18 protein-coding genes are annotated in these 19,311 nt (G+C 68.0%); 7 read left to right on the top strand and 11 right to left on the bottom strand.

Features of this window, described 5'->3' with window-relative positions; all coding sequences use genetic code 11:
- Positions 1-102 precede the first annotated feature (102 nt).
- The 6 genes from thpD to QH290_RS18210 are packed head-to-tail and all read right to left on the bottom strand — an operon-like array spanning position 103 to position 5,050.
- Positions 103-984: an ectoine hydroxylase gene (gene thpD / locus QH290_RS18235; RefSeq protein ID WP_280384099.1), complete on the bottom strand. Its 882-nt coding sequence runs from the start codon at positions 982-984 to the stop codon at positions 103-105.
- A gap of 19 nt (positions 985-1,003) precedes the next feature.
- On the bottom strand, positions 1,004-1,396 hold the full coding sequence (locus tag QH290_RS18230; protein ID WP_280265260.1) for an ectoine synthase: 393 nt from the start codon (positions 1,394-1,396) through the stop codon (positions 1,004-1,006).
- Between the two features lie 2 nt (positions 1,397-1,398).
- On the bottom strand, positions 1,399-2,664 hold the full coding sequence (gene ectB, locus QH290_RS18225; RefSeq protein ID WP_280265261.1) for a diaminobutyrate--2-oxoglutarate transaminase: 1,266 nt from the start codon (positions 2,662-2,664) through the stop codon (positions 1,399-1,401).
- The gene (gene ectA / locus QH290_RS18220) at positions 2,661-3,248 is read right to left on the bottom strand and encodes a diaminobutyrate acetyltransferase (RefSeq protein ID WP_425301652.1); all 588 of its coding nucleotides are present in this window, start codon (positions 3,246-3,248) and stop codon (positions 2,661-2,663) included. Before ectA ends, ectB begins: the two co-directional genes overlap by 4 nt.
- Positions 3,249-3,297: 49 nt before the next feature.
- On the bottom strand, positions 3,298-4,353 hold the full coding sequence (locus QH290_RS18215) for a HAMP domain-containing sensor histidine kinase (protein WP_280384097.1): 1,056 nt from the start codon (positions 4,351-4,353) through the stop codon (positions 3,298-3,300).
- A complete protein-coding gene (locus QH290_RS18210; RefSeq protein ID WP_280265264.1) occupies positions 4,340-5,050 on the bottom strand; it encodes a response regulator transcription factor in 711 nt (236 codons plus the stop codon). The genes QH290_RS18215 and QH290_RS18210 overlap by 14 nt, the downstream gene beginning before the upstream one ends.
- 264 nt (positions 5,051-5,314) lie before the next feature.
- Here QH290_RS18210 and QH290_RS18205 point away from each other — a divergent pair, with 264 nt between their 5' ends.
- The 4 genes from QH290_RS18205 to QH290_RS18185 all read left to right on the top strand — a co-directional run bounded on the left by QH290_RS18205 (position 5,315) and on the right by QH290_RS18185 (position 8,935).
- Positions 5,315-6,511 (top strand): L,D-transpeptidase, encoded by a 1,197-nt coding sequence (locus tag QH290_RS18205; protein WP_280384095.1) that lies wholly within the window; start codon positions 5,315-5,317, stop codon positions 6,509-6,511.
- Positions 6,512-6,577: 66 nt separating this feature from the next.
- Entirely contained in the window at positions 6,578-7,918 is a 1,341-nt protein-coding gene (locus QH290_RS18200; protein WP_425303621.1) for an SCP2 sterol-binding domain-containing protein, read from the top strand.
- A 171-nt stretch (positions 7,919-8,089) separates the two neighbouring features.
- Entirely contained in the window at positions 8,090-8,422 is a 333-nt protein-coding gene (locus QH290_RS18190; protein ID WP_280384093.1) for a hypothetical protein, read from the top strand.
- A gap of 135 nt (positions 8,423-8,557) precedes the next feature.
- Positions 8,558-8,935 (top strand): MerR family transcriptional regulator, encoded by a 378-nt coding sequence (locus tag QH290_RS18185; RefSeq protein ID WP_280384091.1) that lies wholly within the window; start codon positions 8,558-8,560, stop codon positions 8,933-8,935.
- Here QH290_RS18185 and QH290_RS18180 read toward each other — a convergent pair.
- Positions 8,920-10,272 (bottom strand): FAD-binding oxidoreductase, encoded by a 1,353-nt coding sequence (locus tag QH290_RS18180; protein WP_280384089.1) that lies wholly within the window; start codon positions 10,270-10,272, stop codon positions 8,920-8,922. The two genes, QH290_RS18185 and QH290_RS18180, sit on opposite strands and share 16 nt — an antisense overlap.
- 62 nt (positions 10,273-10,334) lie before the next feature.
- On the opposite strand from QH290_RS18180, the gene QH290_RS18175 reads away from it, so the two are divergent.
- The gene (locus tag QH290_RS18175) at positions 10,335-11,318 is read left to right on the top strand and encodes a helix-turn-helix transcriptional regulator (RefSeq protein ID WP_280384087.1); all 984 of its coding nucleotides are present in this window, start codon (positions 10,335-10,337) and stop codon (positions 11,316-11,318) included.
- Between the two features lie 132 nt (positions 11,319-11,450).
- On the opposite strand, the gene QH290_RS18170 is transcribed toward QH290_RS18175, so the two are convergent.
- Genes QH290_RS18170 through QH290_RS18155 form a run of 4 tightly spaced genes read right to left on the bottom strand, consistent with a single transcriptional unit; the run spans position 11,451 to position 16,202 of the window.
- Positions 11,451-12,344 (bottom strand): potassium-transporting ATPase subunit C, encoded by an 894-nt coding sequence (locus QH290_RS18170; protein ID WP_280384085.1) that lies wholly within the window; start codon positions 12,342-12,344, stop codon positions 11,451-11,453.
- A gap of 1 nt (position 12,345) precedes the next feature.
- Positions 12,346-14,442: a potassium-transporting ATPase subunit KdpB gene (gene kdpB, locus QH290_RS18165; protein ID WP_280265270.1), complete on the bottom strand. Its 2,097-nt coding sequence runs from the start codon at positions 14,440-14,442 to the stop codon at positions 12,346-12,348.
- On the bottom strand, positions 14,439-16,115 hold the full coding sequence (gene kdpA / locus QH290_RS18160; RefSeq protein WP_280384083.1) for a potassium-transporting ATPase subunit KdpA: 1,677 nt from the start codon (positions 16,113-16,115) through the stop codon (positions 14,439-14,441). The genes kdpB and kdpA overlap by 4 nt, the downstream gene beginning before the upstream one ends.
- Entirely contained in the window at positions 16,116-16,202 is an 87-nt protein-coding gene (locus tag QH290_RS18155; RefSeq protein WP_063709931.1) for a potassium-transporting ATPase subunit F, read from the bottom strand.
- A gap of 367 nt (positions 16,203-16,569) precedes the next feature.
- On the opposite strand from QH290_RS18155, the gene QH290_RS18150 reads away from it, so the two are divergent.
- Both QH290_RS18150 and QH290_RS18145 read left to right on the top strand, forming a co-directional pair.
- Positions 16,570-16,722, top strand: a complete 153-nt coding sequence (locus QH290_RS18150) for a hypothetical protein (protein WP_157123833.1) — start codon at positions 16,570-16,572, stop codon at positions 16,720-16,722.
- The gene (locus QH290_RS18145) at positions 16,719-19,208 is read left to right on the top strand and encodes an ATP-binding protein (protein ID WP_280265272.1); all 2,490 of its coding nucleotides are present in this window, start codon (positions 16,719-16,721) and stop codon (positions 19,206-19,208) included. Before QH290_RS18150 ends, QH290_RS18145 begins: the two co-directional genes overlap by 4 nt.
- The last annotated feature ends 103 nt before the right edge of the window (positions 19,209-19,311 follow it).

Genomic DNA, 19,311 nt, shown 5'->3' with positions numbered 1-19,311 from the left:
GGTTGGGGGGGTGGGGGGGGGGGTGGGCGTGCCGCGGGGGTGGGTTTGTTATCCTCTGGCCCCCCCGACACCTGCTCGGGGGGGGGCGGGGGCCGCGGGGTGTTACCGGACGGGCTCGAAGTCCCGGCTGGCGATGTACGTCGGTCGGGGCGCGCCCGCGGCGTACGGCTCCTGCAGGGCGTTCTCGACGCTGTTGAACACCACGAAGATGTTCGAGCGCGGGAACGGCGTGATGTTGTTGGACGATCCGTGCATGATGTTCGAATCGAACAGCAGCGCCGAGCCCTGCGGTCCGGTGAACTGCGCGATGCCGTGCTTGTTGGCCATGGCAGCGATATCAGCGTGCGCTGGCACACCGATCTGCTGCTCCTTCAACGACTCCCGGTAATGCTCGGAAGGTGTCTCGCCCTGGCACGGCACGAACGTATTCTGCGAGCCGGGCATCACCATGAGGCTGCCGTTGAACGAATAATTCTCGGTCAGTGCGATCGACAGGCTGACCGCACGCGGGGCGGGCATGCCGTCCTCCGCGTGCCAGGTCTCGAAGTCCGAGTGCCAGTAGAACCCGGCACCCTCGAAGCCCGGCATGTAGTTGACCCGGCTCTGGTGGATGTACACCTCGGAGCCGAGAACCTGCCGGGCCAGCCCGACCACACGTTCGTCCCGGATGAGTTCCGCGACCGCCCGGCTGATCTTGTGCACCTCGAAGATCGACCGCACCCGGTTCGACTTCTTCTCGATGATCACGCGCTCGTCCAGGCGCAGTTCGGGATCGGAGGCCAGCCGCTCGATCTCGATCGAGAAATCGGCCACCTCCTCCGGCGAGAGTAGCTGATCGATGATCGCGTACCCGTCGGCGTCGAAGTTCGCCAGTTCCGGCGAGGTGATCCGGCCCCACACGGTCGGATCGTTGCGTTCGATCGGCGGCACCTCGGTCAGCGTGCGGGTGCGGTAGCGATCGATTCGACTGTCGGCCAACGTCATCGCGGTGTTGTCCTCCTACCTACTCGGTAACGGCGACCAACGGGTAGACGCCGTTCTCGTCGTGCACCTCCTGGCCTGTAACCGGCGGGTTGAACACACACAACATCCGCATCTGCGTGCGTGTCTCGATGCGATGGCGTTCGTGCCCATCCAGCAGATACATCGAGCCAGGCCCCAATTCGTAGCTGACACCGTGGTCGAGATCGGTGAGGGTGCCTTCGCCCTCCACCAGCCACACCGCTTCGACGTGGTTGGCGTAGTGGAACTCGTGGGTGGTGCCTGCCTGAATCGTGGTCTCGTGGAAGGAGAAACCGACCCCGTCACCGCCGAGAATGATCCGTTTGCTCCGCCAGCCGGCGTCGGCCACATCTCGGTCGGTGCCGGTGATCTCGGCGGTGGTTCGCACGATCATGGTCAGTTTCCTCCTCGTGCCGCGCCGACCGCGTTGCCCAAGATGTTCAGGCCGTGGTCGAGCTCGTCTTCGGTGATGGTCAGCGGCGGTAGCAGCTTCACCACCTCATCTTCGGCGCCGGACGTCTCGACGAGCAACCCCTGCTCGAAGGCGATTCGGCTCACCTTGTTCGCCTCCGAGGGCTCCTCGAACACGAGCCCGTGCACCATGCCGCGGCCGCGCGTGGACACACCCTCATACGTATCAGACAGGGCGCTGAAGGATCGATGGATTCGCGCACCGTTCGCCGCCGTCGCCTCCTCGAGGCGTCCGTCGGACCAGAAGTGCTCCAGCGCCGCGGTCGCGGTCACGAAGGCCGGGTTGTTGCCGCGGAAGGTGCCGTTGTGCTCCCCCGGCGCCCACTGGTCCAGCTCGCGGCGCATCAGCACCAGCGCCAGCGGCATGCCGTAGCCACCGACCGACTTCGACAGCGTGACGATGTCGGGGGTGATCCCGGCGATCTCGAAGGAGAAGAACGGGCCGGTGCGGCCGCAGCCCATCTGCACGTCGTCGACGATCAGCAGGATCCCGCGCGCGGCGCACAGCGCGGACAGCCGCTCGAGGAACTCCGCCCGCGCCACGTTGACGCCGCCCTCACCCTGCACGGTCTCCACGATCACCGCGGCGGGCTTGTCCACGCCCGACGAGCCGTCGTCGAGCATCTTCTCCATCCAGGCCAGCTCGTCGGCGCCGTCGAGGTAGCCGTCGTAGGGCATCGGGTTCACATGCACCAGCGGCACGCCCGCGCCCGCGCGCTTGGCGGCATTGCCGGTGACCGACAGCGCACCCAGCGTCATGCCGTGGAAGGCATTGGTGAAATTGAGGATGGTGGTACGACCGGTGATCTTGCGGGCCAGTTTCAGCGCGGCCTCGACCGCATTGGCGCCCGTCGGCCCGGGGAACTGCACCTTGTAGTCCAGCCCGCGCGGCTCCAGCAGCACGCTGTTGATGGTCTCCAGCAGCTGCTGCTTGGCCACGGTGGACATATCCAGGCCGTGGGTGATGCCGTCGCGCGCGATGTAGTCGATCAACGACTGCTTCAGAACGGGATTGTTGTGCCCGTAGTTCAGTGCTCCGGCGCCGGCGAAGAAATCCAGGAATTCGCGGCCGCTGGCATCGCGCAGCCAGGATCCCTGAGCGGTGTCGAACAGCGTCGGCCAGGATCGGCAGTAGCCGCGCACATTCGATTCCAGCGATTCGAAAACGGTCATCTCAGCGGTCGTCGTCATCGATGATCCTTTCGTGTGGGGTGCGCCACGGAATGCAATGGCGCGATCCGGTACAGGTCCTCTGATTCATGACCGTCCGGAAAGTCTTCGGGTGTGAAGAGCGACTCTCGCGTCAGCTCGGCGCCCCGGCGTCGCGCCAGCGCGGCGAACATCGCCAGCGAGGCCGCGTTATCCGGGGAAACAGTGGTCTCCAGTGTTGAAACTCCTTGCCCTGCAACGTTGTCGACCAGGCCTTCCAGCATCGCCACACCGATTCCGCGGCCGCGGAACGCATGGTCGACGGCCACCTGCCAGACGAACACCGTCTCCGGTGCCTCGGGCCGGAGAAATCCGGTGACGAATCCCGCGATTTCCGAGCCGATTTCGGCAACCACGCTGGTTGCCGCGAAATCTCTGCACCACAGCAGATACGCATAGCTCGTATTCGCGTCCAGTACCTGGGAATCGACGGCGATCTGCCACATCGTCGCCCCGTCGCTGACCTGTGGCGTGCGAATCACCACTGGCACAGACGTTTCCTTTCGACTTTCGGGTCGGTCGGGAGAAGGGGATCCGAATGGCGTACTCCGCGTTCGGGTCTGCATCACTCTTTAAGGGTTGCGAACGAACTTTGAGGCCATCCGGTCGACTACTTTACGGTCGTGTTACAGAAATATGTTCGGTGAATTGCGTCACGGCGGGTAGCCGGACGGTGAACCTCGCACCCCCTCCCGGACGGTCCGTACATTCGACCATTCCCCCATGTGCCGCAACGGTTTCCGCAACGAGCGCCAGACCGATTCCGGTGCCCGTTCCGCCGCGTCTGCCGCGACGCACCGTCACGAAACGTTCAAATATGCGCTGCCGATCCGCCTCCGCGACGCCCGGCCCGGAGTCGTCGACCGTGATCAACACCTCGGTCCCGCGATGGTCGACTCCGACGCCGACCACACCGCCGCCGTGCTTCTCGGCGTTGTCGAGCAAATTCACCAGCGCCCGTTCGAGTTCCAGCTTCCGCCCGGTCACGGTGCCGTCGGCGGCGACGGTCAGCAACTCCGGCGGATAGCGCAGTTCGGCGAGGGTGTGGGTGAGCAGTTCGCGCACCGACAGCGGTTCGGCGTCGGCGCCGTGCATGCGCGCCTCCGCGCGGGCCAGCGCCAGCAAATCGTCCAGCAACCGGCGCAGATGCTCCAATTCCGCCCGGACCAGCACCAGGGCCTGCCGCGAACGCTGCGGCAACTCGTCCTCGTAGCGCGACATCACCCCGACGCTCGTGGTGAGCGTCGTCAAAGGTGTCCGCAATTCGTGACTCACGTCACCCACGAGCCGCCGCTCCCGATCGATGCGGCGCTGCAGCGAGTCGACCATCGTGTTGAACGCGTCGACCGTCGGCGCCAGATCCGGATCGTCGGTGTCGGGCAACCGGGTGCCCAGTTCGCCGGAGGCGATGCGCGCCGCGGTGCCGGTGACCCGCTGCAGCGGTTCCAGCAGGCGGCGCGTGAACCACAGCCCGAACACCGCACCGATCGCGGTGCCCGCCACCGCGCAGACGGCGAGCGTCTCCCAGAAGCCGCGGCCCAGCGCCGACACCGTCGCCGCGAGCACCGCCGACACCAGTCCGGCCGTCACCGCGAAGGCGAAAATCGCTCGGCCGCGCAGGCTTTGGCGGCTGGGCAGCCGAAACCGGCTGCGCTGCTCAGCGTTGAACATCGAGTCGATAGCCGAGTCCTCGCACGGTGACGACGATGCAGGGCTCCGACGGATCCCTCTCGATCTTGGTGCGCAGCCGCCGCACATGCACGTCGACGATCCGCTCGTCACCGAAAAATCCGCGGTCCCAGACTCTTTCGAGCAACACGCTGCGGGACAGCACGCGGCCCGGAGTCTCGGCCAGCTCGCACAGCAGGCGAAACTCCGTCAGCGTCAGGTGCAGTTCCTCCTCCCCGCGGCGCACCGTACCGCCCTCGACCGACAGCAGCAGCGGGTTCTCCTCGTCGGCGTCGAGCACCACCTCCTGCGGCGCGGGCGGCTCGGCGAACTGCTGGGCGCGGCGGCGCAGCGCCCGCATGCGCGCGGTGATCTCCTTGATCTCGAACGGTTTGGTGACGAAATCGTCGGCGCCGGCCTCCAGCGCGGCGACCACGTCGTGCGTGTCGTCACGGGCGCTGACCACTATGATCGGCACGTCGTGATCGCGGCGGATCTCCCGGATACAGGAGAATCCGTCCATCTCCCCCAGCATCAGGTCGACGATCATGACATCGGGCGCGCCGTTGTCCCGCAGGTGCTCGAGCGCATCCTCGGCCTCCTCGGCCTCCTCGACGTCGTACCCTTCATCCTCCATGGCCAGCCGCAAGGCGCTCCGTACCCTGTCGTCGTCTTCTACGATCATCAGGTTCGCGCTCATAATCTTCTTCCCTAGCAGATACTCGGCCGTTTGCCCCAGTGCCTTGACGGCACGGTTACGGAGGGCAGAGAACGGTAGCTGGAGTACCCGCTCAATCTGTTCGTAAACATGGGGCAACACCTCGGTGTGCCTCTTCCCCCAGTGTCCCCGTAAACTACCCGTCAAGACAGTTAGGCCATGGTGCGCTGCGGGGGCCCGCTCAGCAGGCGCACGGCGAGCGCAGGAGACACCATGTCAGGTCGCCGCTGCCGATTCGGTGTCGCAATGGGTGTGATCACCCTGGTGACGATGCTGATGGCCGCGTGCTCATCCTCGTCGGGATCCGGACCGAAACCGGCCCCGGCGACGTCGGGACCGGCGGCACCGGTGATCTCGGTGACCCCCGGCGACGGCAGCGAGGACGTCGATCCGCTGGGCAAGATCGAGGTAACCGCCTCCGACGGCATCCTCTCGTCGGTCACGATGACCAACGACCAGGGCAAACCGGTGGAGGGAATTCTCACACCGGACAAAACGGCCTGGAAGCCGACGGGGCCGCTCGGATACGGGCGCACCTACAGCGTCACCGCGCAGGGCGTCACCATCTCCGGCCCCAGCGGGCCCACGAAGGCCACCTTCTCGACCCTGACGCCGCGCAATCAGACCAAGGCATACCTGACCACCACCGGCGGTCAGACGCTGGCCGACGGGGGCACCTACGGCGTCGGAACCGTCATCGTGGCCAAGTTCGACGAGCCCATCCCCGACAAGGCGGCCGCCGAGAAGCGGCTGACCGTCACCACCGATCCCCCGGTGCAGGGCGCGTGGTACTGGCTCGACGACACCCGGGCGCACTGGCGCCCCCAGCAGTACTGGGCGCCGGGCACCAAGGTGTCGGTCGCGGCGAACATCTTCGGTGCCGAACTCGGCTCGGGCATGTACGGGCAGGAAGACACCAAGACCAGCTTCACCATCGGCCCCTCGCACGTGTCGATCGCCGACGACAACAACAAACAGGTGCAGGTGTTCGAGAACGGCAAACTGATCCGCACCATGCCCACCTCCATGGGCATGGGCGGCAGTCAGCAGGTCGGCGGCAAGACCATCTACTTCAACACCCCCGCGGGCATCTACACCGTGATGGACAAGGGCAATCCGGTGATCATGGACTCCTCCACCTACGGCCTGCCGGTCAACGACCGGCTCGGCTACAAGGAGACCATCAACTGGGCCACGCGGATCAGCGGCGACGGCATCTATCTGCACCAGCTCGACGAGACGGTGTGGGCGCAGGGCAGCCAGAACCTGTCGCACGGCTGCCTGAACCTCAACGGCGAGAACGCGAAATGGTTCTTCAACTTCTCGCTGCCCGGAGATGTCGTGGAGGTCCGCAACACCTCCGGCCCGCCGCTGCCCACCTGGAACAACGGCGACTGGCTGGTGCCGTGGGACCAGTGGCTGGCGGGCAGCGCGCTGACGTGACGCCCGCGCGGCGTTACGATGCGCGCTGCATGGCTGGACACCGTTCGATGGGCAGGGTGATGCCGGATGAACGCACGCAGGAAGTTCGACGGGCACCCCACCGTCATCCGGCATCGAGCCCGCGAACCGGTCGAGCCGCCGGGTCCGCTGGACGCCGCATGGCTGCGTGAGCTGTGCCTGGAGTCCGGCGCCGACGATGTCGGTTTCGTCGAGATCGAGCGCGCGGAACTCGCCGACGAACGCGCCGAGATCGACGCCGCGCTGCCCGGCGCCCGGGCGCTGATCGGCTTCGTGTGCAGGCTCAACCGCGACAGCATCCGCAGTCCCGCGAGGTCGGTGGCAAACCTCGAGTTCCACCACGGGAACGACGACACCAACGACGTCGCCCGCCGGATCGTCTCGGCCCTCGAGCGTCGCGGGGTCCGCGCGCTGAACCCCTCCGTCGGCTTCCCGATGGAGATGGACAGGTTCCCCGACCGGATGTGGGTGGTCTCGCACAAACTCGTCGCCGTCGCCGCGGGGCTCGGCCGAATGGGTATCCACCGCAACGTGATTCATCCGCGGTTCGGCAACTTCGTGCTGCTGGGCACCGTGCTGATCGACACCGAGATCGGCGAGTACTCCCGGCCGATCGACTTCGACCCCTGCCTGGAATGCAAGCTGTGCGTCTCGGCCTGCCCGACCGGCGCGATCGCCTCCGACGGCCATTTCGACTTCTCCGCCTGCTACACCCACAACTATCGCGAATTCCTCGGCGGCTTCGGCGACTGGGTGGAGCAGGTCGCCGACAGCCGCAGCGCGGGCGACTACCGCTCGCGGGTCGCCGACAACGAGACCGCCTCGATGTGGCAGAGCCTGTCCTTCGGCGCCAATTACAAAGCGGCCTACTGCATGTCGGTCTGCCCGGCGGGCGAGGACGTCATCGGCACCTACCTCGACAACAGCAAGCGGCACCTCAACGACGTCGTGCGCCCGCTGCAGAACAAGCGGGAGACCGTCTACGTGGTGCGCGGTTCGGACGCCGAACAGTATGTCGCCCAGCGGTTTCCGCACAAGCGGACCAAATTCGTCGCCCGCGGGCTGCGCCCGGCGAGTATCGACGGGTTCGTGACCGGGCTGCCGCTGCTGTTCCAGCGCGGCCGGGCCCGCGGCGTGACGGCCACCTACCATTTCACCTTCACCGGCGCCGAACAGCGCCGCATCACGGTGGCCATCCACGACGGCGATCTCGAGGTCGCGGACGGACATACGGGCGATCCGGACCTGCGGATCACCGCCGACTCCCGCACCTGGCTGCGCTTCCTGGCCCGGAGATCGATACTGCCGCGCGCGATCCTGTTCGGCCGCCTCCGCATCCACGGCTCCCCGAAACTACTGCTCACCTTCGCCCGCTGCTTCCCCGTCTGAGCGGCGGGTGTGCGGCCGATCACCTCGGCCGCTCCGCCGCGGCGCGTAGCGATTTCGTGAAGACCGGCGCCGAATCCCGCAATGACGCATAAAGACGATCACTGGGGCGCGGGCCTAGCGTCGATCACGAAAGGCGAACGAGCGCAGCGGCTACGAGGTGGTGTCCGTCCCATGCACATTCATTCCGATCTGGCGGCACTGTCGGATCTCGTGAGCCACCGCTACGTGGTGGAGGTGCTGGACGCGCTGGCCCGACGTCCGCGCACCCCGGCCGAGCTCGCGGCCCTCGCACCACAGCCGTCGGCCGTGGACAGGGCGCTGCGCGAACTCGCCGCCCGGGGCATCGTCCGGGCCGACGGCAGCTGGGACGACCCGCGCACCGTCCTCGGCCCCGTCACCCTCACCGCGGAGGGGTTCGCGATCATCGGCGCCCTCTCGCGCTTCGAGGTGTGGGAGGCCCTCTACGCGCATGCGCGGCGGCCGCTCGACCACCCCGCGCCTTGACCTTCACCCCGGCGTCAAGGTTTAGCGTCGCGGCATGAGCGAATCGAGATCGTTGCAAGGGCGGGCCGTGGTGGTCACGGGCGCGGAAACCGGGATCCGCGTGGACGGCGGCCTGGACGCCGCGTGAGGTGAAGCATGCGAATCGGTGAACTCGCCCGGCGCACCGGCGCCACCCGGCGCGCGCTGCGCTACTACGAGGAGCAGGGGCTGCTCCCGGATCGCCGCTCGCCCAACGGATATCGCGAGTACGACGAGCATGCCGTGCGGCTGGTGGACGACATCCGCCGGTTGCTGTCGGTCGGATTCACCGCCGAGGAGGTCACCGGCTCCTCCCCTGCATGCACGCCGATACTCCGCTCGAGGAACTCTGTCCGGCGGGAGCCGAGGCCGTCGCCCGCAAACTCGCCTCCGTCCAATCCACCATCGACAGCCTCACCGTCACCCGCGACCGCCTCGCCGAACTGCTGGACACTTCCCATCGGATTGGTCGTAAACGCTTACCGGACAGGGTGATTGGGCTGCAGGAGACCGTCCGGGTCGCATCGGTGCTGTAGCTCCGCGAGCCTGCGGTAGTCCTGCGGCGCGAAGGCGGAGCGGATCTCCTCGGCATCGACCGGGCCGAAGGTGAAATTCAATGCGGCTCCGAGTGCGTTGCGGGCGAACGGTTTCAGCGCCGAATCGTGAGTGGCCCGGACGAGATCCCGCTCGTCCTCGGCGACCGGGGACAGCACCGAGACCGAGTAGGCCGCGTCGCGATGGCCGACCGCGTTCGGGATCCGCGGGGGCCGGGCCAGCGCACCACCGAGATGCCGGAGCCCGGCCACGACCATGATCGGGGTCTCGGGACCGGTGGTGTTCGCCAGACCGGCCAGATCGCCGCCGTCCAACTCCGGCACCAGCAGGGTGCGGGAACGGTAGGCGTGCGGCTGATCCGGCTCGTCGAAGATCGCCCCGGATTCGGTGAACGGGCGCACGCGCAGGGTGTCGTGCCGGATCGGTCCCGCCGACCGCAGCGGGGCCACCACCGCACCGCCGTCGTCCGCCGAGCCGAGACAGGCGATCTGCACCTGGGCAATCCGCCTGCCGCGCAACCGTTCCGGCAGCATCGGGAGATCCGGGAACGACATCATCGTCACCGCCGAGGTCATCTCCTCCGGGACTCCGGCCGTCCAGCGATGCCAGGCCGCGGGCAGGTCGGGAACCTGCGTCAGGTCGAAATACAGGCTGCCGCCGTAGATTTCGGCCACCGGCAGTAGCTCGATTTCCATCCCCGTGACCACGCCGAAGTTGCCACCACCGCCGCGCAGGGCCCAGAACAGGTCCGGGTCGGATTCGGCGGTGACCTCGTGCAGCTGCCCGTCGAGGGTGACGAGGTCGATGCGGCGCACGTGGTCGGCGGCGAACCCGTACCGCCGCGCGAGCAGGCCGACACCGCCGCCGAGGGTGTAGGAGACGGCGCCCACGCCGGGAAAGCTGCCCGACAGCGGCGCCAGGCCGTGCGGGGCCGCCGCGTCGATCACGTGCCGCCAGGTCGCGCCCGCCGCCACCCGGGCGGTCCGCGTCTGCGGATCCACGCGCACATCGGTCATGTGCCGCGTGCTGATCAGCACGCCGTCGGTGGGAGCGGCCAGGCCGTGCCCGGTCGCCTGCACCGCCACCGGCAGGCCGCGGGCGGCCGCCACCCGCACCGCCGCGCGGATGTCGCGCACACCGGCCGCGGCGACGATCACGGCGGGCCGATGCTGGTCTAGGAGCTGGAAACCGCCGCGCTCGCGGTCGTAGCCGTCGGTCTCGGGTCCGTGGATCCGGCCGTCCACGCGGCCAGTGAATTCCTTGTCGATCTCGTTCATGGGAGCCACGCTAGGCGGCCTTGCGGCCACATCTTGTCCGCAAGGTGGGGCATTCTGTGTCTGTGAGCGACGACTCGGAATCCGTGCGGAAGACCATGCCGGGGCGGTTGCTGCGGCTGCTGTCGCTGCTGCAGAGCCGCCGGGAGTGGCAGGGCGCCGAACTCGCCGAGCGGCTCGGGATCAGTGCGCGGACCCTGCGCCGCGATATCGACCGGTTGCGCGCGCTCGACTATCCGGTACACAGCACCTCGGGCACCGCCGGTGGCTACCGCCTGACCTCCGGCCGCAACCTGCCACCGCTGCTGCTGGACGACGAGGAGGCGATCGCCGTCGCGATCGGGCTGACCACCGCGGCGGATGTGGCCGGGATCGAGCAGAGTTCGATGAGCGCGCTGGCGAAGCTGGAGCAGGTGCTGCCGGTGCGGCTGCGCCCGCGGCTGGCGGCCCTAGCCGAGACCGCGGTGGCGCGGCCCGCGCGGCCGGGAGTCGCCCCGGATCCCGCGACGCTGGCCGTGCTCGCCTCCTGCTGCCGCGAGCACCGGGTGGTGAGCTTCGACTACCGCGGCCGCGACGAGACCGCGAGCGCCCGCCGCGCCGAGCCCCACCACCTGGTGGTCATCGAGCGGCGCTGGTACCTGATCGCCCACGACCTCGACCGCGCCGACTGGCGCATATTCCGAGTCGACCGGATCGGCCGCCCCGTCCCCGCCCACACCCACTTCATCCCCCGCCCCCTGCCCGCCCGCACCCCAGCCGACTACCTGACCCACTCCCTCGCCCACGCCACCTACCACCACACCGCCCGCCTGTCGGTGGCCCTCGACCCGAACACATTGCACGCCAAGCTTTTCGCCCCCGTCCCCGGCGCGATCGAGCCCGACGGCCCCAATGCCTGCACCGTGCGAATCAGCGCCGACTCCGCGGAACTGGTCGCCCAGTACGTCGCTGCGATCGCCGCACTGGACACGGCCGTGGACCTGCTGGAGGTCTCGGAAGAGGTGGCCGCGGCCCTACGCAGATCGGCCGAGCGCACGAGACTGTCGTGATGTCCGCGCGTGCGAATGGAAGGCGTGCTCGGCCGACGCGAGCGAGGGGGCATCCTTGCTCGACGGGAGGTGAGAGGACGCTCGTTCGGAGGGAATGCGAAGGCGCGCCTTGAATTCCCGGGGTCGGGTGGGTCAGTTCTCGGTGGGGTGGTGTTTGTCCAGGTCGAGGTTCAGTTGGAGGACGTTTACTCGGGGCTCGCCCAGGAAGCCGAGGTCTCTGCCGGTGGTGTGGGCGGCGACCGTCGTGCGGACCTCGTCCTCGGAGATGTTGCGGGCCTTGGCTACTCGGGGGATCTGGAGGGCGGCGTAGGCCGGGGAGATCTCCGGGTCGAGGCCCGAGGCGGAGGTGACGACCGCGTCGGAGGGGACGGGGGTGTCGCGGGAGGCGTCGCCCTCGATGGGCACGATCAGTCCGGCCGAGTAGTCCTCGCCGATCTGCGCGCATTCGACCCGCACGCCCTTGTAGGTGTCGAGAAACGGTGTGGCAGGGCAGGCTTCGTTCACGCTGACCACCCTGGTGGGGTGTTCGACGCCGCCGCGCGAGTCGCGCGGGCCCAGCACCGACAGCACCGCCCCGACGCCGCTGGGCGCGCAGAACGGCCTGCTGCCGTCCACGCCCTCGCGCTCGCCGATCTCCTTGCTGCGCGAGCACACCTGGGTCAGCAGGCTCTGCTTCGCGTCGTCGGGATTCTCGGCGAGGGTGTCGACGATGCTCTCCGGGCCGAGGTTGGTGAAGCTGGTCGAGGTCGGGTCGTAGCCGTCGCCCTGACCCGACGACGACGGCCGGCTCTGGAAGTACTGCGCCAGCGCGTTGCCGTTACCGTCGGTGAACGCCTGCCCGATCAGCGACGAGCCGACGATCCTGCCGTCCTGCTCGATCAGCGACCCGTCCGCCTTGTCGTGCAGGCCGGGCAGCTGGGCGACCGCGAAAACCGCCAGGGGATAGACGATTCCGGTGATCACGGTGAGCGCGAGCAGCGCGCGCAGCGCCGCGAGGTGCTGCCGGATCCAGGTTGACATACGCATATCAGGACATCCCGGGGAGGAATTGGACGACAAGGTCGATGATCTTGATGCCGATGAACGGCGCGATGATGCCGCCGACACCGTAGATCGCCAGGTTGCGGCTCAACAGCTTCGACGCGCTCGACGGCGTGTACTTCACACCGCGCAGCGCCAGCGGAATCAGCAGCACGATGATGATCGCGTTGAAGACCACCGCGGACAGGATCGCCGACTGCGGGCTGTGCAACCGCATGATGTTGAGCACGTCCAGCCCGGGGAACAGCGCCACGAACAACGCGGGAATGATCGCGAAGTACTTGGCGATGTCGTTGGCGATGGAGAACGTGGTCAGCGCACCGCGGGTGATCAGCAACTGCTTGCCGATCTCGACGATCTCGATCAGCTTGGTCGGATCCGAATCCAGATCGACCATGTTCCCGGCCTCCTTGGCCGCCGAGGTGCCGGTGTTCATCGCGACACCGACGTCGGCCTGGGCCAGGGCGGGGGCATCGTTGGTGCCGTCGCCGGTCATCGCGACCAGGCGGCCGCCGTACTGCTCGGTCTTGATCAGCGCCAGCTTGTCCTCCGGCGTGGCCTCGGCCAGGAAGTCGTCGACGCCCGCCTCGTCGGCAATCGCCTTGGCGGTCAACGGATTATCGCCGGTGATCATCACCGTGCGGATGCCCATGCGGCGCATCTCGTCGAAACGCTCGCGCATGCCCTCCTTCACGACGTCCTTGAGGTGGATCACGCCGAGCAGCCGGGCCTTCCCGTCCCTGATCTCGCCGACCACCAGCGGGGTGCCGCCGGAGGCGGAGATCCCGTCGACCGTCACGCCGACCTCGCTCGGGACGGAGCCGCCGTTGCCGCGCACCCACTCGGTGACGGCGCTGGCCGCGCCCTTGCGCAGCTGATGGCCATCGTGCAGATCCACGCCCGACATGCGGGTCTGGGCGGTGAATTCCACCCAGTGCGCGCCGGTCAGCTCGCCCGGCGTGCGCTCGCGCTTGTTGTAGGCCCGCTTGGCGTACACCACGATCGAGCGGCCCTCGGGCGTCTCGTCGGCGAGGCTGGAAAGCTGTGCGGCATCGGCGATCTCGTCCTCGGTGACGCCGGGCATCGGCACGAACTCCGATGCCTGACGGTTGCCGAGGGTGATGGTGCCGGTCTTGTCCAGCAGCAGCGTGTTCACGTCCCCGGCGGCCTCCACCGCCCGGCCGGACATGGCCAGCACATTGCGCTGCACCAGGCGATCCATGCCCGCGATACCGATCGCCGACAGCAGCGCGCCGATGGTGGTCGGGATCAGGCACACCAGCAGCGACACCATGACGATGCCGGTGACGCCGTGCACGTCCAGCGCCGAAGTGTCGACCACGCCAGGGTTGTTCGCCTTGGAGAAGATCGCCATCGGCTGCAGCGTCACCACCGCGAACACGAAGATGATGGTGAGCGCGGCGAGCAGGATGTTCAGCGCGATCTCGTTCGGCGTCTTCTGCCGCGCCGCGCCCTCGACGAGCGCGATCATCTTGTCGATGAACGACCCGCCGGGCTCCTGGGTGATTCTGACGACGATCCGGTCCGACAGCACGGTGGTGCCGCCGGTGACGGCCGAGCGGTCGCCGCCGGATTCGCGGATCACCGGCGCGGATTCGCCGGTGATGGCCGATTCGTCCACGGACGCAATGCCTTCCACGACATCGCCGTCGCCGGGGATGACCTGTCCGGCCTCCACCACGACATGATCGCCGCGCTGCAGCTCCGGTGCCGCGACCCGCTCCTCGGTCACGCGCTCCTGTCCGGGATGCCATTCGACCAGCCGCCGCGCGACGGTATCGGTCTTGGCCTTGCGCAGGGTGTCGGCCTGCGCCTTACCGCGCCCCTCGGCGACGGCCTCGGCCAGGTTGGCGAAAAGCACTGTGAGCCATAGCCATACGACGATCGCCCAGGCGAAGAACGTGGGCTCGGCAATGGCCAGGACGGTCGACCACACGGCGCCGATCTCGACGATCAGCATCACCGGGTTGCGCCACAGGGTGCGCGGGTCCAGCTTCCGGAGGGCCTCCGGTAGCGACTTCACCAGCATCTGCGGGTTGAACAGCCCGCTTCCCGTTGTCATGAATGGATTCCTTCGGCGAGCGGCCCGAGCGCCAGCGCGGGCAGGAAGGTGAGCGCGACCAGGATCAGCGTCACGCCGACGACCATGCCGACGAACTGCGGGCGATGGGTCGGCAGCGTGCCGATCGACTCGGGCGTATGGCCCTGCGCGGCAAGCGATCCGGCCAGCGCGAGCACCAGGATGATCGGCAGGAAGCGGCCGAACACCATGGCCAGGCCGAGCGCGGTGTTGTACCAGTCGGTGTTGCCCGACAGGCCCGCGAAGGCCGAGCCGTTGTTGTTGGCCGCGGACGCGAAGGCGTACAGCACCTCGGTCAGGCCGTGCGGGCCGGTGTTGGCCATGCTCGCGCGCTGTCCGGGCATCGCCATCGCGCTCGCCGTACCCACCAGCACGATCAGCGGACTCACCAGGAAATACGTTGCGGCCAGCTTGATTTCGCGCGGCGTGATCTTCTTGCCCAGGTATTCCGGCGTGCGCCCGACCATCAGCCCGGCGACGAATACCGTGATCACCGCGAGAATCAGCATGCCGTACAGTCCGGCACCGACACCGCCGGGCGCGACCTCACCGAGCTTCATGTTGAACAGCGGCCACAGACCGCCGAGGCTGGTGTAGGAGTCGTGCGCGGAGTCGACGGCACCGGTCGAGGTGAGTGTGGTGGCCGCGGCGTAGGTCGCCGAATTCGATACGCCGAAGCGGGTTTCCACGTCGGCCATCGCCGAACCGACCGCCGTCGGCACGGTGCCGTGGTGCATCAGCTGGAACAGGTTGGTCAGCGTGACGCTGATGATCGCCAGCGTGGCCATCACCGCGGTGATGGCGTAGCCCTGCTTCGGGCTGCCCACCATGCGGCCGAAGGTGCGCGGCAGCGAGAAGGCGATCATCAGGATCAGGAAGATCTCGAGCCAGTTCGTCCAGGTGGTCGGGTTCTCGAACGGGTGCGCGGCGTTCACGTTGAAGAAGCCGCCGCCGTTGGTGCCCAGTTCCTTGATGACCTCCTGGCTGGCGACCGGACCACCCGGCAGGGTTTGTGATCCCGTACCGGCCACGGTCTGCGCGACCTGGTCGTAGACGTGGAAGTTCTGGATCATGCCCGCGGCCACGAACACGATCGCGAACACGAAGGCGATGGGCAGCAGAATGCGGATGGTTCCCCTCACCAGATCCACCCAGAAGTTGCCCAGATCGCTCGTGTTGCGGCGGGCGAACCCGCGCACCAGCGCGATCGCCACGGCCATCCCGACCGCGGCCGACACGAAGTTCTGCACCGCCAGGCCCACCATCTGCACGGTGTGCCCCATCGTGGACTCGCCGCCGTAGTTCTGCCAGTTCGTATTGGTGACGAAGCTGATCGCGGTGTTCCAGGCCAGGCCGCCGGTCATCTCGGTGCCGGGCTCGCTCAGATGCCACGGCAGATGCCCCTGCAGCAGTTGCAGGAAGAACAGGAACAGCACGCCGATCGCCGAGAAGGCCAGCACGCTGCGGGCGTACACGCCCCAGTTCTGCTCGACGCCCGGCTGCACGCCGATCACCTTGTAGATGCCGCGCTCGACCCGCGAATGCTTCTCCCCCGCGTACACCCGGTACATGTAGTCGCCGAGCGGGATGTGAATCACGGCGAGCGCGATGATCAGGGATACGACGAACAGTATCCCCGCAGTGGTCGTGTTCACCTAGAACCTCTCCGGAAACAACAGCGCCGCAACGACATACAGCGCGACGCCGACGGCCAGAACCAGACCGATGATGTTCTGCGTCACAGCCGCTCCACTCCCCGTTGGATCAGGCCGAGCAGTGCGAAGACCGCCACGGTCAGCAGCGTGAACACCACGACAGACATGTGCCGAAACCTCTCGTAGACAGCAACGCACCCAAGATGCGCCGCAGTGAGTCAAGCGGTCGTACGGTCGTTTTTCGAGATCGTTAACGCCTTCTTAGCGCCGTAAACGTCCGCATTGACGACCCGCTTACGGATTGCCCGATCTGTCGCCAGGATGACGTCAAGGTAGCCGAACACGCCGTCAAGAAGTCGTAAGGAACCGTCCACACGCGATTCACGGAGGTACACAGTGGTGTGTTCGGCTGCGGAAACGAACCCGGTCGGCGCACACACAGTGATGTAAGGAGATGACTGTGCCGGATTTCGCGGTCACCGCAGCGGTGCTCCTCGGCTTCCTGACCTGCGCACTGGTCCTGCGGATACTCGCCACGGGCACCCCGATCCGCGCGCGCGTGCCGCGGCGGCCACGCGGAGCGTCGCGCGCGATGATGGACGAGTGAAGCGCGGTCAACTACGGATCTACCTCGGCGCCGCCCCCGGTGTGGGCAAGACGTTCGCGATGCTCGGCGAGGCGCACCGTCGGCTCGAGCGCGGGCGCGACGTGGTGGCCGCGGTGGTGGAGACCCACGGCCGCAAGAAGACCGCCGAACTGCTCGAGGGGATCGAGCGGATCCCGCCCAAGCAGGTCGAGTACCGCGGGACCACGCTGCCCGAACTCGATGTCGAGGCGGTGCTGCGGCGGCGGCCCGCGGTCGTCCTCGTCGACGAGCTGGCGCACACCAACGCGCCCGGCTCCGAGAACGACAAGCGCTGGCAGGACGTCCACGAACTGCTCGACGCGGGCATCGACGTGATCTCCACGGTCAACGTCCAGCACCTCGAGAGCCTCAACGACGTCGTGCAGCAGATCACCGGCGTGGTGCAGCGCGAGACCGTGCCGGACTGGGTGGCGCGCGGCGCGGAGCAGGTGGAGCTGGTCGACATCACCCCGGAGGCGTTGCGGCGCAGGATGTCCCACGGCAACGTCTACGCCGCGGAGAAGGTCGACGCCGCGCTGCGCAACTACTTCCGACCCGGAAACCTCACGGCGCTAAGGGAATTGGCGCTGCTGTGGCTGGCCGACCAGGTCGATGCCGCGCTCGCCAAGTACCGCGACGATCACAAGATCACCGATACCTGGGAGGCCCGCGAACGCGTCGTCGTCGCGGTGACCGGCGGCCCGGAATCGGAGACGATCGTGCGGCGCGCCAGCCGGATCGCGACCAAATCCAGCGCGGACCTGATCGTGGTGCACGTGGTCCGCGGCGACGGACTGGCGGGCGTGTCCACGCGAAGACTCACGCGGCTGCGGGATCTGGCCAACAGCCTCGGCGCCAGCCTGCACACCGTCACCGGCGAGGACGTGCCCGGCGCGCTGCTGGACTTCGCCCGCCAGGTCAACGCCACCCAGCTGGTGCTGGGCACCTCGCGGCGCTCGCGCTGGGCCCGCATGCTCGACGAGGGCATCGGCTCGGCCGTGGTGCAGGCGTCGGGGAAGATCGACGTGCACATGGTCACCCACGAGGAGTCCAACCGCGGATTCCGCTGGTCGTCGGTGACGCCGCGCGAACGCAAGCTCTCGTCGTGGCTGACCGCGGTGCTGGTGCCGTCGGTGATCACCGCGGTGTGCTTCTTCTGGCTCGACAACCACCTCGATCTGGCCGGGGAGAGCGCGCTGTTCTTCACCGGCGTCATCGCGGTCTCACTACTCGGTGGCGTCGCCCCCGCGGCGCTGTCGGCCCTGCTCGGGGGGCTCCTGCTGAACTGGTTCTTCGTCTCCCCCCGGCACAGCCTCACCGTCGCCGAACTCAACAACTTCCTCACCATCGTGGTGATGCTGATGGTGGCCGTGGCGGTGGCGGCCCTGGTGGACGTCTCCGCCAAGCGCACCCGCGAGGCGCGGCGGGCCTCGCAGCAGGCCGAACTGCTCACGGTGTTCGCGGCCGCCGTGCTGCACGGCGCCGACCTGCACGATCTGCTGGAGCGCGCCCGCGAGACCTTCGGCCAGCGCGCGGTCAGCTTCGTCTCCGACGACGACGTGATCGCCTGCGTCGGTGACGATCCGCCGCGCCGGGTCGCCGACGCCGACGTCGCGATCGAGGCGGGCGACGATATGCACTGGCTGCTGCTCACCGGCCGCTCCCTCACCCCCGGCGACCGGCTGGTGCTGGGCGCGGTCGCCAACCAGGCCGCCGGGCTGCAGCAACGCCGCAGGCTGGCCGACGAGGCTCAGGCGGCGGCGAGCGTGATCGCGGCCGACCGGCTGCGGCGCGCATTGCTGTCGGCGGTCAGCCACGATCTGCGCACGCCGCTGGCGGCCGCCAAGGCCGCCGTCTCCAGCCTGCGCAGCGACGATGTCGAGTTCTCCCCCGAGGACACCGCCGAATTGCTGGAGACCATCGAGGAATCCACCGATCAGCTCACCAGCCTGGTCGGCAATCTGCTCGATTCGTCGCGCCTGGCCGTCGGCGTGGTGCGGCCGCAGCTCAAGCGGGTGTACCTGGAGGAGGTCGTCAATCGGGCGGTGGTCGGCGTCGGGATGGGCACGCGCGGGTTGCGCCGCGCGGCGATGGAGCGGATCAAGGTGGAGGTGGGCGAGGTGTCGGTGCGGGCCGACAGCGGCCTGCTGGAGCGGGTGCTGGCCAACCTCATCGACAACGCGCTGCGCTACTCCCCGGGCGACACTCCGGTCCGCGTGACCGCCGAACACACCGGCGACCGCGTGTCGATCACGGTGGTCGACTACGGTCCCGGAGTGCCGACGGGGTTGGAAGACCAGATGTTCGAGCCGTTCCAGCGTCTCGGCGATCGCGACAACTCCACCGGCGTCGGACTCGGACTGTCGGTGGTGCGTGGATTCGTCGAGGCGATGGGCGGCACAGTCCACGCCGAACCGACCCCCGGCGGCGGCCTGACCATGGTCGTCGACCTACCGGCGGGCGAATGAGGGAAAGTACCGACCCACCCACGAGACCCCTTGGACAGCACGAGAACAGGAGAACCGGTGACGACACCGAGCGACGGGCCCGCGGCGCGGGTGAGCGATCAGC

The sequence above is a fragment of the Nocardia wallacei genome (assembly GCF_029869545.1).
GTDB lineage: Bacteria > Actinomycetota > Actinomycetes > Mycobacteriales > Mycobacteriaceae > Nocardia > Nocardia wallacei_A.
The sequence above is the reverse complement of the archived record's forward strand: the minus strand, read 5'-3'. Positions and strand labels throughout refer to the sequence as shown.

What these genes read in the sequence shown, in the direction of transcription:
- thpD (WP_280384099.1), bottom strand. Translation starts at nt 984, where the DNA reads ATGACGTTGGCCGACAGTCGAATCGATCGCTACCGCACCCGCACGCTG.
- QH290_RS18230 (WP_280265260.1), bottom strand. Translation starts at nt 1,396, where the DNA reads ATGATCGTGCGAACCACCGCCGAGATCACCGGCACCGACCGAGATGTG.
- ectB (WP_280265261.1), bottom strand. Translation starts at nt 2,664, where the DNA reads ATGACGACGACCGCTGAGATGACCGTTTTCGAATCGCTGGAATCGAAT.
- ectA (WP_425301652.1), bottom strand. Translation starts at nt 3,248, where the DNA reads ATGCAGACCCGAACGCGGAGTACGCCATTCGGATCCCCTTCTCCCGAC.
- QH290_RS18215 (WP_280384097.1), bottom strand. Translation starts at nt 4,353, where the DNA reads ATGTTCAACGCTGAGCAGCGCAGCCGGTTTCGGCTGCCCAGCCGCCAA.
- QH290_RS18210 (WP_280265264.1), bottom strand. Translation starts at nt 5,050, where the DNA reads ATGAGCGCGAACCTGATGATCGTAGAAGACGACGACAGGGTACGGAGC.
- QH290_RS18205 (WP_280384095.1), top strand. Translation starts at nt 5,315, where the DNA reads ATGGGTGTGATCACCCTGGTGACGATGCTGATGGCCGCGTGCTCATCC.
- QH290_RS18200 (WP_425303621.1), top strand. Translation starts at nt 6,578, where the DNA reads ATGAACGCACGCAGGAAGTTCGACGGGCACCCCACCGTCATCCGGCAT.
- QH290_RS18190 (WP_280384093.1), top strand. Translation starts at nt 8,090, where the DNA reads ATGCACATTCATTCCGATCTGGCGGCACTGTCGGATCTCGTGAGCCAC.
- QH290_RS18185 (WP_280384091.1), top strand. Translation starts at nt 8,558, where the DNA reads ATGCGAATCGGTGAACTCGCCCGGCGCACCGGCGCCACCCGGCGCGCG.
- QH290_RS18180 (WP_280384089.1), bottom strand. Translation starts at nt 10,272, where the DNA reads ATGAACGAGATCGACAAGGAATTCACTGGCCGCGTGGACGGCCGGATC.
- QH290_RS18170 (WP_280384085.1), bottom strand. Translation starts at nt 12,344, where the DNA reads ATGCGTATGTCAACCTGGATCCGGCAGCACCTCGCGGCGCTGCGCGCG.
- kdpB (WP_280265270.1), bottom strand. Translation starts at nt 14,442, where the DNA reads ATGACAACGGGAAGCGGGCTGTTCAACCCGCAGATGCTGGTGAAGTCG.
- QH290_RS18150 (WP_157123833.1), top strand. Translation starts at nt 16,570, where the DNA reads ATGACTGTGCCGGATTTCGCGGTCACCGCAGCGGTGCTCCTCGGCTTC.